At 48.2% G+C, this 13,544-nt stretch carries 14 protein-coding genes; 3 read left to right on the top strand and 11 right to left on the bottom strand.

The window, feature by feature from the left end; genetic code table 11:
* Positions 1 to 251: 251 nt before the first annotated feature.
* From QMG91_RS10645 to QMG91_RS10655, 3 genes are all read right to left on the bottom strand, one after another.
* Complete coding sequence (locus tag QMG91_RS10645) at positions 252 to 473, bottom strand: asparaginyl- tRNA synthetase (RefSeq protein WP_004400650.1); 222 nt, start codon at positions 471 to 473, stop codon at positions 252 to 254.
* Positions 474 to 619: 146 nt separating this feature from the next.
* Entirely contained in the window at positions 620 to 1,795 is a 1,176-nt protein-coding gene (locus QMG91_RS10650) for a lytic polysaccharide monooxygenase (RefSeq protein WP_345739806.1), read from the bottom strand.
* A 220-nt stretch (positions 1,796 to 2,015) separates the two neighbouring features.
* A complete protein-coding gene (locus QMG91_RS10655) occupies positions 2,016 to 3,431 on the bottom strand; it encodes an aminotransferase-like domain-containing protein (protein ID WP_281826354.1) in 1,416 nt (471 codons plus the stop codon).
* 540 nt (positions 3,432 to 3,971) lie between these two features.
* Between QMG91_RS10655 and QMG91_RS10660 the strand changes: the two genes are divergently transcribed.
* From QMG91_RS10660 to QMG91_RS10670, 3 genes are all read left to right on the top strand, one after another.
* Positions 3,972 to 4,715, top strand: a complete 744-nt coding sequence (locus QMG91_RS10660) for a metallophosphoesterase (RefSeq protein WP_281826356.1) — start codon at positions 3,972 to 3,974, stop codon at positions 4,713 to 4,715.
* A 141-nt stretch (positions 4,716 to 4,856) separates the two neighbouring features.
* Positions 4,857 to 5,312 carry a hypothetical protein gene (locus QMG91_RS10665; RefSeq protein WP_022598199.1) on the top strand — a complete coding sequence of 152 codons (456 nt, stop codon included), beginning with the start codon at positions 4,857 to 4,859 and terminating at the stop codon, positions 5,310 to 5,312.
* Positions 5,313 to 5,316: 4 nt separating this feature from the next.
* Positions 5,317 to 5,961, top strand: coding sequence for an alanyl-tRNA editing protein (locus QMG91_RS10670; protein WP_281826358.1), 645 nt, complete (start codon positions 5,317 to 5,319; stop codon positions 5,959 to 5,961).
* A 10-nt stretch (positions 5,962 to 5,971) separates the two neighbouring features.
* On the opposite strand, the gene QMG91_RS10675 is transcribed toward QMG91_RS10670, so the two are convergent.
* From QMG91_RS10675 to QMG91_RS10710, 8 genes are all read right to left on the bottom strand, one after another.
* Positions 5,972 to 7,096 (bottom strand): enolase C-terminal domain-like protein, encoded by a 1,125-nt coding sequence (locus QMG91_RS10675; RefSeq protein ID WP_281826360.1) that lies wholly within the window; start codon positions 7,094 to 7,096, stop codon positions 5,972 to 5,974.
* 13 nt (positions 7,097 to 7,109) lie between these two features.
* Positions 7,110 to 8,294, bottom strand: coding sequence for a UxaA family hydrolase (locus QMG91_RS10680; RefSeq protein ID WP_281826362.1), 1,185 nt, complete (start codon positions 8,292 to 8,294; stop codon positions 7,110 to 7,112).
* Positions 8,287 to 8,580 (bottom strand): UxaA family hydrolase, encoded by a 294-nt coding sequence (locus QMG91_RS10685; protein ID WP_004400371.1) that lies wholly within the window; start codon positions 8,578 to 8,580, stop codon positions 8,287 to 8,289. Before QMG91_RS10685 ends, QMG91_RS10680 begins: the two co-directional genes overlap by 8 nt.
* Positions 8,580 to 9,248 carry an RraA family protein gene (locus QMG91_RS10690; RefSeq protein ID WP_281826366.1) on the bottom strand — a complete coding sequence of 223 codons (669 nt, stop codon included), beginning with the start codon at positions 9,246 to 9,248 and terminating at the stop codon, positions 8,580 to 8,582. Before QMG91_RS10690 ends, QMG91_RS10685 begins: the two co-directional genes overlap by 1 nt.
* Positions 9,249 to 9,258: 10 nt before the next feature.
* On the bottom strand, positions 9,259 to 10,359 hold the full coding sequence (locus QMG91_RS10695) for an ABC transporter ATP-binding protein (protein WP_281826367.1): 1,101 nt from the start codon (positions 10,357 to 10,359) through the stop codon (positions 9,259 to 9,261).
* A 6-nt stretch (positions 10,360 to 10,365) separates the two neighbouring features.
* Positions 10,366 to 11,226 carry a carbohydrate ABC transporter permease gene (locus tag QMG91_RS10700; RefSeq protein ID WP_004400368.1) on the bottom strand — a complete coding sequence of 287 codons (861 nt, stop codon included), beginning with the start codon at positions 11,224 to 11,226 and terminating at the stop codon, positions 10,366 to 10,368.
* The gene (locus QMG91_RS10705; RefSeq protein WP_281826371.1) at positions 11,223 to 12,140 is read right to left on the bottom strand and encodes a carbohydrate ABC transporter permease; all 918 of its coding nucleotides are present in this window, start codon (positions 12,138 to 12,140) and stop codon (positions 11,223 to 11,225) included. The genes QMG91_RS10700 and QMG91_RS10705 overlap by 4 nt, the downstream gene beginning before the upstream one ends.
* A gap of 62 nt (positions 12,141 to 12,202) precedes the next feature.
* Positions 12,203 to 13,522: an ABC transporter substrate-binding protein gene (locus tag QMG91_RS10710; RefSeq protein WP_281826373.1), complete on the bottom strand. Its 1,320-nt coding sequence runs from the start codon at positions 13,520 to 13,522 to the stop codon at positions 12,203 to 12,205.
* Positions 13,523 to 13,544: the final 22 nt, after the last annotated feature.

Here is a 13,544-nt window from a genome sequence, read left to right on the forward strand (position 1 = left end):
GCAGCCTCAAAATATAGTGTTTAACACGATCTTTCAAACATTTGTCTTTTCTAAAGTGTGTAATTTTGTAGCTTTGGTACAGTTCGCAAAACTCATGTGCGTTTATTGAACTGTGAAGGAAAACGAAAAAAGCCCCTATCCGGGGCAAGACTCACTTACAGAGAATTGAAATTGGCGCAACTCAGGCACAGGCGATATGGGGGTTGTGTGCCTGACTGATGCACCTCTTTAAAGTATTAACACGCTTTGATTCAGGAAGTTTCGTTAGCGGAGTCTTCTGCCTTACTGGCTGCTCTGACGGCTAAATAGCAGATGACAACCATAAAGAGTGGAATGACAGCGGCTGCCGTTTCAACCCAGGCAAAACCCAGAAAGCTCTTAGCCAGTATCAGATGACCGAATACCAACATCAGGGCACATACAATAGCAACAACAATCAATTTTATCTCTTGAGAGGCGGTATGCTTGCTCATGGGAAGACTCCTTAACTTAACCACCCCTTTTATGCCATACAGAACCTAAAACGCTGTAGAACAGTTACTTCGAAAAAGAACCGAACAGTTAAAAAAACGCCTCAAATCACTTTGAGGCGTTTGTTGGTTCTTGATGTTTGTTCAGATTATCTCCAGACACCCCACTGACCAGTCGTACCAGGTTCTTCACCTCGGGTATGCCACTGCGCAGTCCACGTTTTGCCAGCGTGTGTTACCGTATCACCCTCCTTATAAACTTTGGTTGCACTCCATGCATCTGTTACCGGAGGCGTAGGGTCCGTCGCTTTGATAAGAGACAGCTGATAGGTAGGCTCTGCATTCGCTGCATGAACCTTGTTCGCCAGCACATTTGAACTGTCGTACATGTAGTGATTCATTTCAGCATGCCAGATACCAATGAACCACTTACCTTTGTTCTGGTCATTGAATTGAGTGGCAATCAAACCCGCCCAGTTCGACTGGTTGTTGGCTGTGATTGGCAGTTGAATGTCATTTGTCTCTTGTCCTGTAGGGCTAAACGTACGGAATCTCACCGTATCCCCTACTTCTACAGGTCCAAAATCGGGAGTCACAAAGTAGCCAAGTTCCGTCAGGTTCTTCGCTGGAGGAGTGGGATCAACTGGACCCGGATCTGGGTTAGTACCGCCACCACTGAAACTGATGTCACTACAGTTGTAGAAACCTTCACCGCCTGGATCTTTGCGCTGCCAGCGAGTGTAAAGTACTGCATCACCTGTTCTTCCTGCCGGAATTTTCACAGTGAGTCGGTATTTCTTATCCGGTCCAAGCACCACATTGTCATTTCTGACTAGTCGATCGAGATCTGACCATGTTAACGGTGCATCACCTGTGTAAGCGGCGTTGGATAGGTACACTTCCCAGTACGATGGATCATGAGGTGTAGAAGCGTTAAAGACTAACTCAAACTCATTGTTCGCATCCAATTGAAGGGCTGTCTTTTGCCAATGTGGTGACGCCACATCCAGCCCGGCTTTTGAGCTAGCGCCAGCGGAACATAAGCTGCCATCTGCGATTACAGCTCTTACGTGTGCCATGTCTTCATAATTGGCAACGTTCGCTGCAATTTCGTTTCTTTGTACGAACGGGAATGCACCCGAAACATCGTAAGCTGCCTGACAAGCCTGATTAGGGATAGCGTTATCCCAAAATCCACCGTCTAGGTAACAGGTGTTTTGTCTCGCGCTTGGGTATTCTACCCAGCCATGCGCATTCGCCAAACCTGGCAATAAAACCTGCGATAGCCCTGCCAAAGCGACAGAGCATAGTGCTAGTTTTTTCATTGTTTCTCTCCGTTTTATTTTCCTGAACATGTCCACGGTGGCGAAAATGGCTGAGCCAAAATAACCGCGAACTCATTCAGGTTAACAAAGGAGAAAAAGAGAGGAGTCGAATGCAAGTTTATAAATGCAAAGGATTTGTTAAAACGATAAAGTGATTCCATAATCAACTTTACACAATGCAACTGCATTTATTGATTTGCGCCTGATTTCAAACCTCAGCTCAGTTGTAAATTGCCTCACTAATCCAAGCGCCCAATTGACGTATCGCGTGCTCAATTTGAGCATCCCACTCAAATGAACAATTCAGCCGAATATGATGTGCATAGTGCTTATCTGAGCTGAAAAGAATACCAGGCGCAATCCCGATATTGTCTTCGAGAAGTTGGGTATATATCGATTCCGCATTTACACACTCCGGCATTTCAACCCAAACGAAATACCCCCCTTTTGGAGACGTCACCTTTACCTCCTCAGGCAGGTAAGCCCTCAGCCCCTTCAGAAAGTCCTGCTGACGCTGTTTAAGAGTTTTGCGAAGTTTGCGCAAATGTGTGTCGTAGCCACCAGACTGGAGGTAATCAGCAATACCTAACTGAGTTGGCATACTGGCAGAAAGCGTCGACATCAGCTGTGCACGCTGCAACTGCTTGGCGTACTGACGGTTTACAACCCAGCCCACACGGTAGCCAGGGGCAAGGCATTTAGAAAAAGACCCGCAATGCAAAACCGAATGCTGACTGTCAAAGGCTTTGGCAGGCTGGGGTTTTGTATCATCAAAGTAGAGTTCCGAATACACATCATCTTCGATCAGAGGAACATCGTGGCTACACAACAACTTAACCAGCTTTTGCTTTTTCTCTTTTGGAACAGTGTGCCCCAGAGGATTCTGAAAATTCGTCATAAACCAGCATGCCTTGATTGGCAAAGTGCTCAGCGCCTGATCCAACATTTCTAAGTCGATACCTGACTTCGGGCAACTGGGAATTTCAACCACTTTGAGTTTCAGGCGCTCAATCGCCTGCAATGCACCATAGAAGGTAGGTGACTCCACCGCGACCAGATCACCTGGGTTAGTGACAACCTGCAAGCTCAGGTTCAGTGCTTCCATCGCCCCGGAAGTTACAACAATATCGTCGGGCAATACGTGAATGCCTTCGAGGTTGTAACGCTGGGCTATGCATCGTCTTAAACTGTCGTTGCCGGGAGGAAGGTTATTCACCGTGGACTTTGGTGCCATCTTACGCCCGCTGCTCGCCATGCATCGCGTCAGTACTTTGAAGGGGAACAACTCCGGGTCTGGAAACGCGCTGCTTAATGGGATCACATCGTTTTTCCGAGTTTGCTGCAAAACATCAAAAAGCACGTCATTGATGTTCACCGTATCTGTCTGGCTGAGTGATTCTCGGGTACTTGGCAGCGAAGGCTCTGGCGGTTTCGGCGCGACGTAATACCCCGACTGCGGGCGAGCCGTAACCCAGCCCTGGCTTTCGAGCAACTGATAAGATTGCATCACGGTTGCAATACTGAACCCTGAAGTTCGGCACGTTGCCCTGACGGATGGCAGTTTGTCTCCTGCCCTCCAGACGCCGTTTTCGATTTGTGATTTGATGTCCTGAGCCAATTGTTCGTATCTGGTCATTCCGTGAGCCTTTGCTTGTTCGGTGCTTCGAACAGTATCTTGTTATTATGCTTTTTTTCAGAAGCTCGAATAGTAGTCTTTCCGCGACGATTTTTCATGGCATCAGCCTCGTGCAGCGTCCATTTTTGTGAAGATGAGCACCGAATGACACCCCTAAAGATAAGGCTCGCCGTTGTCACAATCTTGCGGTATCTTGAGGAGTAGATATACCCAAGCGACCTCAAGGTGCAGAATTCAGAGTCTCATATTCTGATTCAGTTCAAGGAAAAAAACGCAGTGGAATGACAAGTCCTTTCCAAGTTTTTTGACGAGGAAATGAGACAGAATATGGACTCCCGTGGGCGAGTTTGCTTGGTTCTCATGCTGTGTTATCGATTTTTGATTTAGACCCACTAGATCTTCAAATCGATGCCTTGCCTGAAAACCAAGCAATTCTCGCTGAAACTAGTACCTTGAGGTTACTTGGGTATAAACTTTTATCACCAACCTCCTGGTTGGGTGCAGACAAAACCAATTCATATTCAAAGTGGTATCATAGGAATGGAATTCAGGCACCAATTTATTGACGTCTCTCCCTATCAACGCGTTTTTGTCATTGGCGACATCCATGGCAAGCTTGACCATTTAAAACACACACTCGATGCCATTGAATTCGATTCATCGAATGATCTTCTTATTTCCGTCGGCGACCTGATAGATCGTGGTCCTCAGTCTATTGAAACTCTGGAGTTTTATCACCAGACACCTTGGTTCCTTTCAATCGCTGGAAATCATGAACTCATGATGTCTAATGCCCTTTCTGTCTGGGATCTGGAAGATAAAACTAGCGAACAGAGACGCCTGATTGAAGTGTGGTGTAAAAACGGTGGAGATTGGGCGTTAACTCAGCCAAGAGCGACGCTTGAGAAGTTGGTAAACATCGTTAACCAAATGCCCTGTGCCATCACTTGTGCGCTGCCTGATGGTCGTAAGGTGGGAATCAGTCATGCTCAGCCACACTCGCTTGTGTGGGAGGAAATGCAGAACTGGCAAGGAGATATGATGGACAACCCACGATGGATTTGGGGTCGAACTAGAATCCAGGGGCAGCCTTCTGAGGCCGTATCCGGCGTTGATTTCACCATTCATGGGCACACTCGTAGCGACAAAGTTGTGCGGATAGCAAACAGCTATTTTATCGATACCGCATCACGCAATGACTACACTGGAGAATTCACGCTACTGGAACTCTATTCCGGCGAGTTTTACTCAGCATTAACCTTGACCGAATGGGAAAATTTGTAAGACTCCCAGCATTTTTTGACAAAAAGCTCACATTTCATACTGATCAGTTCGATTTCATGTCATATGCTCGTTTTATATCCAAGTTATCAAAGTAACTTCATGGGTATAAAACTTAGAATAACGATGCTCGAAGGAATGAACATGAGAACACTTTTCGCTTTGCTGGCGTGTGCAATGGCTTTTCAGGTAACCGCTAAACCCAACATCAACGATATGCAGCAATGTCAGGCACTGCTGGATTTTCTAGAGAAAAAACTGGCAACACCCCCGACCCAATATTCTAAAGAACAGGTTCAAACAGCCAAACTTGGCTTAGAAGAATACGACGCCTTTATCCAAACAGAGATCGTTACTCCCGGTTTACTGGCATTTAATGGTGGTGACAAAGGCAAAGCCGATGCCATGCAGCAACAAGTCGATGCTTTCAAGTCAACCGTTGTTTCCGCTCTGGATAAACGCTACCCCAGTCAAAAGCTGGTCATGGACCACGTTATCTCCCTTAACGAATGCACTAAAAAAGCGGTGCCTTCAGGGGAAGAACTGGACGATCTCAAGCGTTCGATGGAAGCTCTAATTGCTTTGGTCAGGACTCAGTAACATCATGACCAGAAAAGTCTTTTGGGATGATCCATATCTCACTACCCACTCCACCACGGTGCATTCGGTTTCCGGCTCAGATATTGAGCTGGAATCAACGATTTTCTATGCCGAAGCAGGTGGACAGGAAAGTGATGAAGGCTCCATTGGCGACTATCAAGTAAAAAAAGCCACTAAAAATGGTAAGCAGATTACTTACACTTTAGAAGACAGCCATAACCTGCAGGTTGGCGATCCCGTAGAAGTGAAAATCGACTGGTCTCGTCGATATCAGTTGATGAGGCTGCATTTTGCTGCGGAAGTCGTGCTGGAGCTTTTTTATAAGCAGTTAGCCGGGATTGAAAAGACGGGCGCGCTCATTGCTGCCCACAAAGCGAGAATCGATTTTCACTATCCAGATGGAATACGCGAAACCATTCCTCTGGTTCAGGAAAAGGGGCAGGCTCTGATCAATCAGGGGCTTCCTATTATTTCCGCTTTTTCGGATGAAAACGCAGAGAGGCGCTATTGGAAAGTCGAAGGATTTTCTCAGGTTCCCTGTGGAGGTACTCACCTGAAAACCACCGACGAAGTGGGCACGCTCAGGTTAAAACGAAAGAACCTAGGAAAAGGCAAAGAACGGGTAGAAATCTTTGTAGAAGATGCCTAGAGTCTGTTATCTACAGCACCAGAACCGTCGAGTTATCGATGAAATCCCAGTCCAAATCAACACCAAGCCCTGCCGATTCAGGAAGTCTCGCATAGCCATTCTGAATCGGAAGAGGCTGCTTTAAACCAAATGAAAAGGTATGCGTCGGGAAAAGCAATTCGGCATAAGTGGTGTTATTGATGGCAGCTGCCACATGCAAATTCACCATTTCTAACGGATGAAAAATAGTGGTGTGCAACTCGCAATTCATATGGAATGCGTCTGCCAGATGCGCTGTTTTCAATACACCAGTGATACCGCCCGACCAGGACACATCTGCTCTAACAGCATCGAAGACTTCACTACTTATCGCTTCTGCCACAGAATAAGGGTGATGCGGTAATACCTCCGCTCCCACAATGGGTATCGATACTTTGAATTTCAATTTCTTCAGTGCGCTGAATGATTCATCTGGCAATGGTTCTTCCAGCCAGAGATAGTTAAGTTCTTCAATGGCTTGTGCAAATTGAATGGTCTCGCTCAGTCGGTATGGCGCAACCGGATCAGACATCAAAGCAAACTCTTCCCCGACCGCTTGCCTGACTGCGCGATGAATCTCGATATCTTCTTCAACCTGTTTACCGGGAGGATGAATCTTATAACCGCAGAAACCCGCGTTTTTCACCGCAAGCGCTTCTGCCTGATAAGCTTCGGCATCGGGCAAAACCAAAGAGGATGTATAGACAGGAACCTTATTTCTCAACCCACCGATGTATCGCCACAAAGGTTGTCCTGCATGCATGGCACCAAGGAGCCACAAGCAACAGTCGAATGGTCCGAAACTGTACATAGGCAGGTGATGCCACCAGCGATTAGCAACTCGAAACTCCTGCCAGATCTTTTCTCTGTCTAACGTATGTTTACCAATCAACAAGGATGGCATACAGGACGCCGCTAAATAACCAGAACCCACTGCCGACTTACCTGCAAAGCCGAACATAGAGGCACTGAGACCGCACTCGGTAGTAAGAGTAACAACCAGAAAGTCGATAACGCTTTGTGTTTCAGATGCATTGACAGAGTGTGATTTTAGGCTGCTTGCGCCCATATCGGTTGATGTCTGACAGCAGCGTATTTCTACGTTTTTGATGATCATATTGAAAAAACCGCTACTTATAGGTGATCAGGCATTCAGCATGACCCAGTGCTTCGGACTTGGTTTTGTTGCCGCGTGCCACCGCAATCACCAGATCCGTAATCTCATCGGATACCGAATCAAGAGAGGAACCTTGCAGTACTTTGCCAGCGTTGATGTCCATATCTCCTGACATCCGCGCGTAGGTTTCTGGATTGGCACACACCTTAATCACCGGAGAAATCGCACTTCCAACCACCGAACCGCGCCCTGTTGTGAACAGGACAACATGCGCCCCACAAGCGATAAGCTCCATAATTTCTGCATTGTCCGCGATATTCGGAAAACCAAACCTCACTTCCCCGTCTGGCACTACATCCATAAGCCATAAGCCGTTTTTATTAGGAAGTTCGGCAGGTTTGATGATGCCTTCAATTGGGCGAGAACCACTCTTTGAATACGCGCCGAGTGATTTTTCTTCGATGGTGGTTAGCCCTCCGTCAGCATTACCCGGAGCAAAACTGGCGAACCCGAGCACGCTGTAATATTCGGCTGCCTTGTTGACCGATTCGACCAAAGCTTCTGATATTTCCGGTGTTGCCCCTCGCTGGCTCATATGCGATTCACAACCAATCAGCTCTCCCGTTTCTTCGAAGATGCAAGTCGCGCCCATATCCACTAACTGGTCGAAACTTAAACCCACTGCCGGGTTAGCAGAAATACCTGATGTGCCATCAGAGCCACCACAAATTGTCGCCACAGACAGCTCGCTGATGTCCATCGGCACTTTGGTTTGCTCACTCAGCGTTTCTAACGCACCCGACACCCATTTAATACCAAGATCAATGGCATTTTGCGTGCCTCCGACTTCCTGAATACCTATGGTTCTGGAAGGGCGACCACTGTTTTTCACCATGGTGTCCAGCTTTTCGCGGTTCATGCTTTCGCAGCCGAGAGAAACAAACAGCACCGCCCCCACATTCGGGTGGGTAGCCAGCCCAGATAAAACCCGTTCTGCATGCTCATTCGGATAGCACCCTGGAAAACCCACTTCATGGACCAACCCCGGTGCAGACGTTTCGAAATGACGAACAATTTTGCTGACTACGAAATGGCTGCATTCCACTAAATAAGCCACCATCACCTGATTGCGGATCCCTTTTCGACCATCGCTTCGAAGGTAACCCTGAAGTTGAACACGTGGTTTAGATTCAGCCATGTGTATGCCCTCCTCGCTGATGGGACGGAATATACCGACTGTGTAGATTGTGAGTGTGAACCATTTCGCCTGCCTCTACATCTGACATACATTCGCCAATAGGCACGCCGTACTTGATGATCAGAGTGCCTTTTTTTAACGCAAAGCGAGCCAGCTTAAATCCAACCGGTGTGGGCTGTTGAACCACAACACTCTCATCGCCAACCGACACTTGCTCATAAGGAGCGAGTTCTCGGCAGGCAATGAGTACGTTGTCCTCCGCTTTTAACAGAATCACAGACGCCATCAGAACTTTCCGTACTGCAAATACGCTTCTTGCGCATCCATGCCGTCGAGAATCGCGGTTCTGACCTTGTTCTCGACCTTGGAAGCATCGTAAGCCGCCTGCGCGACGTGTTGTGCTTTGTCTCTCGGGATGATGATGGCTCCATCGTCGTCCGCCAGAAGGTAGTCGCCAGCATGAATAGAGACGCCTCCGATCTGGATAGGTACGTCGAACCCTTTAGGCTTCCAGTACCCGACAATGTCTTCTGGCGTGTAGAACCGATGCCAGAGCTGAAAACCGATTCTGCGAATAAAGCCCGTGTCTCTCGCTCCGCCATCCACGACGCACCCCAGCACGCCTTTGTGTTGCAGCGTTTCGGCAGACAACTCGCCCATATGCGCGACTTTGTTGTCGTTAGGCTGACAAACCCAGATATGCCCGGGTTTGGCTTTTGACAGCAGCCCTGTCCACTCCAGCAGGCTTTGATGCCCGTCCAGAGTTTCATCCACTTCCCCTTCAATGGTGAAGATGGGGCCAGCCAGAGTTTTGTCCATGAGGAGCGGTCTGATTTCGCGAGGTAACACGTAGTTACTTAACCCGAGATCGCGCATTACATCGTTCACCACGCCGGTGTAGCATTTCTGCAGGAGCTGCGTAATGGCATCCAGCTCGATTGTTGATTGAGTCATGATGATTCCTTTAAAGCAGCGACTGCTCGGTTTCCTTATCAAATAAATGAATGCGATCCAGCCCGATAGCGAACTCCAGCCTTTCGCCATTTCGCACATCTCTGGGGCTCAGCATTTTGGACTGCACTTCTTTCTGACCTATCTGAATAAACAGGATGGTTTCCGTACCCTGCGGCTCGGAAATGATGACGCTTTCGTGGAAAGAAGAACTTTGCACGCCGTTTTCCATGCCGTGTCCAACGGGATACAGATCGTCAGGGCGAATGCCCACTACTACTTTCTGTTCATGTCGGACTTTGCCACGGAAGCGATCTGGCAATTCAATCTCGTGAGCACCTTCAAGATGCAGAATCCAGCCACCGTCTTGTTCGTAGGCGATAGCGTCGATCATGTTCATTGGCGGGCTGCCAATGAATGAGGCAACGAACATGTTGACGGGCGAATGGAAGATCTCCATTGGCGAACCCACCTGCTCGATATAGCCATCTCGCATCACCACCACACGATCAGCCAAGGTCATGGCTTCAACCTGATCGTGTGTTACGTAAACCACGGTAGTCTGCACGGTTTGATGCAGTTTCTTAATTTCCGTACGCATCTGTACCCGTAATTTGGCATCCAGATTTGAGAGAGGCTCGTCGAACAGGAAAACATCCGGCGTTCTCACAATGGCGCGCCCCATTGCCACACGCTGACGCTGACCACCAGATAGTTCGGCAGGCATTCGGTCCATCAGGCTATCCAACCCTAGAATCTGAGCCGCGTTGTCGACGCGTGTTTTGATTTCGGCATCGTCGATACCTGAAATCTTCAACCCAAAGCCCAGGTTTTCCTCTACCGTCATATGCGGATAGAGAGCATAGCTCTGGAACACCATGGAGATGTTTCTGTCCCTTGGCGGCAAGTCATTCACCATTCGATCACCAATGGTCACTTCACCGCTGGTAATACCCTCCAACCCCGCAATGATTCGCAATGTGGTGGACTTTCCGCAGCCAGAAGGACCGACTAACACCACAAATTCGTTGTGTGCGATGTCCAGGTCGACACCGTGCACCACTTCGATTTTGCCGTAACGTTTTACAACTTTGCTTAGCTTTACATCAGCCATAGATGTCTATCCTTTTACACCACCAAATGTCAGCCCTGAAATCAGGTGCTTCTGTACTAAAAACGTCAGTATTAACGCCGGAATAATGATGATTACCGCCATGGCACACATGCCAGCCCAGTCAATAGTAAATTGAGCGGTAAAATCCATTAGCCCTACAGGAAGCGTTTTACTGTCTGTCGAGCGGGTTAACTGGCTTGCCAGTGCGTATTCGTTCCAGGAAGTCAGGAATGCGAATATTCCGGCAGACGCCAGCCCGGAGCGAGCAAGAGGAAATTCAATTTTCCAGAATGCCTGCCAGCGGGTACATCCATCGACTTGTGCCGCTTCAGATAAATCCTTGGGGATCTGGCGGAAGAATCCATCTATCAACCAGATGGTGAACGGAACGTTAAGCGCAACGTAAACCAAGATCACCCCAAACTGAGTGTCTATCCAACCGAGCTTACTCCATAAGATGAACACGGGAAGGCTAAGGGCAATTCCCGGAATGGTGCGTGACAGCATCAAGCCAAGAAACAGCGCGTCTTTCCCTTTGAATCGATATCTCGCAAACGCGTACCCACCTGCGATTCCGATTAAAATCGCAATCGCGGTACTGGTTACCGAGATAATCAGTGAGTTCATAAAATAGCTGCCCACGGGTATCGCGATTTGCTCTGCACCCATGCCAAATATCGACATAAAGTTAGAGAGCCCGATTTCCTCCGGCATCCATACTGGTGGTTTGGCAAGAATTTCTGAATTGGGTCGAAAGGCAGAAAAGATCACCCAAACACCCGGAATGCACATCAAAGAGATAAGGACGAACACGCCTACCCGTATCGCGATATTTTGCATTCTGACTTTCATTGAAGCAGCGATCATTGCGTACCTCCCATGTAGCGGCGTGCCGCAACCAACTTACGGAAGAAGTAAAAGGTAAAGAAAATCGACAGCAAGATAGACACATATGCCATGGCATTAGCCTGCCCCATTTTAGCGTTGTCGTACCCTACCCGGGCGATCAGCGTCCAGAGCAATTCAGTTCGCCCTGCGGGACCGCCTCCCGTCATCACGTCTACGATGTCGAATGCTCTTGCGACATCCAGAGAACGGATAGTCATGGCAATGAACACAAACGGCATCAGAAATGGCAAGGTAATGTGCCTGAACACCTGTAGCGGCGTGCAGCCATCCACTTTTGCTGCCTCGATTGGGTCCTGCGGCATAGCGTAAAGACCTGCCAGTAGCAAAATGGCAAACACGCTGGTACTCATCCAGATCTCTGCCACCATAATGGACATCATGGCGAGCGTTCCGTCCACCAACCAGGGGATAGCCTGATCGGTCAGCCCAAGGGTTTGCAGTAAGTTATTGAGAATTCCTATGTTGTCGTTGAACACGTATTTGAACTGGAAGCCCACCAAGATGGGAGAAAACATCATTGGGAACATCATTACCGTTCGTAACAGACGTTTTCCTTTAGTTATCTGATTCACCAGTAGGGCAATCACCAACCCCAGAACCAGCTCTACATTAAGCACAATGGTCAGGAAAAAGACCGTTCTGGCAAACACCCACCAAAAGTCAGCATCAGAAAAGATTCGGGTGTAGTTCCTGACCCCGATAAACTTCCAAAGTGTTTCCGGGCGAATAATTTTGTATGGCGTAAAACTTGTGTACAGCGAGAAAATCAACGGCAGTAACACCACCACCAGAATGGTGATGATTGCTGGCAAAAGCAGCATGTACGGAACCGATTCTTCTCTGTGAACAAAACGCCGAAGTGCACGAATCATACTTATCCCTGTATTCGTTAAACCTCTAAAAAGTTAAGGGTGGGTTGCCCCACCCGTCTCGATTACAAGTAACCCGCATCCTCCATCACTTCACGCGCATCTTCAGCTGCATCGTCAAGAGCTTGTTTGATGGTTTTCTCACCGACAATGGCCGCCTGTAGTTGTGGCCAGATTTGGTTTGATACTTCAATCCACTCTGGGATAAGAGGCGGTGTGAACGCGTCGTCTGCCATCGACTCCTGATAGGTCTTAAACACTTTCACCATAAAGTCGTTCTTCAAAGCACGGTTAGCTTCGATGATGTCTTGCCATACACGAGTACGAGTCGGTAATAATCCGCGACGCGCTTCCAGAATCTGACCTTCATAGCTGGTAAGGAAGGTAATAAACGAAGCTGCCGCTTGTTTGTTTTCGCACGCTTCAGTAACAGAGAAGGTATGAGAACCCGACCAGCCCGTGCGCTTGCCGCTTGAGCCGACAGGTGCTTTCACTAAGCCGATATCACCCGCGATTTTGGAGTTTTTCGGATCGTTGAAGAACGCAGCCCAGCCCGCCCAGTCAAGGTTTAACGCAACCGTACCCGACGCAAAGCCCAGACCCGTGTCATCCCATAGGTAGTTTGGCACACCCGCTGGTACTGCTTTGGCTTCGTACAAGTCTACGAACCATTTCAATGCACGTTGACCGGCTTCGGAGTTGAATGTCGGGTTCCAGTCTTTATCGAACAGAGCACCACCCTCTGCTACCAGCATTTCGTAGAAACGACCTGTGATCGCCTCATCTTTACCCACGTACTGAGTACCGTAGAAGTTAGGTGGATCGGCGAAGAAAATCGCCTGGTCTTTTACCTGATCCCAAGTCGCTGGTGGCGCTAAGTCGTAGCCGTATTTAGCTTTGAACTTCGCCTGATTTTCCTGATTCTCAAACAGAGATTTTTTGTAATAAAGGTTGGAGATGTCACTATGACGCGGAAGCTGAACCAAACGACCATCAATGGTGCCGTGCTCAAGAGTTAACGGTACAAACTCATCCAATACGTTTGAACCGATCAGTTTTCGAAGATCGGTATAGATAGAGCCGTATTGAGGGGCAAAACTGGTGTGGTTAGACGCCACACAATAGTTGATGTTGTTGGCTGCGATATCCTGTTTGATTTCGCGGTCTAACTCGAAGTGGTTCTTACGGGACAATACCTCTACCTTCATCCCTGTTTTCCGTTCCCATTTCGGGATCAGGGTATACAAAGGTTCATACTGTGCGCCACCAATAAGCTTGACGCGCAGTACATTGTCATCTGCTGCATACGCTGCAGACATCGAGGTAGTTAAGCAGGCAAATCCAATTGCCATTTTCAGTTTGTTCGATCCTAAAAAACGCTTCATCACGTCCTCCATGACGCCGATT

Origin of the sequence: Vibrio nigripulchritudo (assembly GCF_027924785.1) — a bacterium.
Classification (GTDB): domain Bacteria; phylum Pseudomonadota; class Gammaproteobacteria; order Enterobacterales; family Vibrionaceae; genus Vibrio; species Vibrio nigripulchritudo.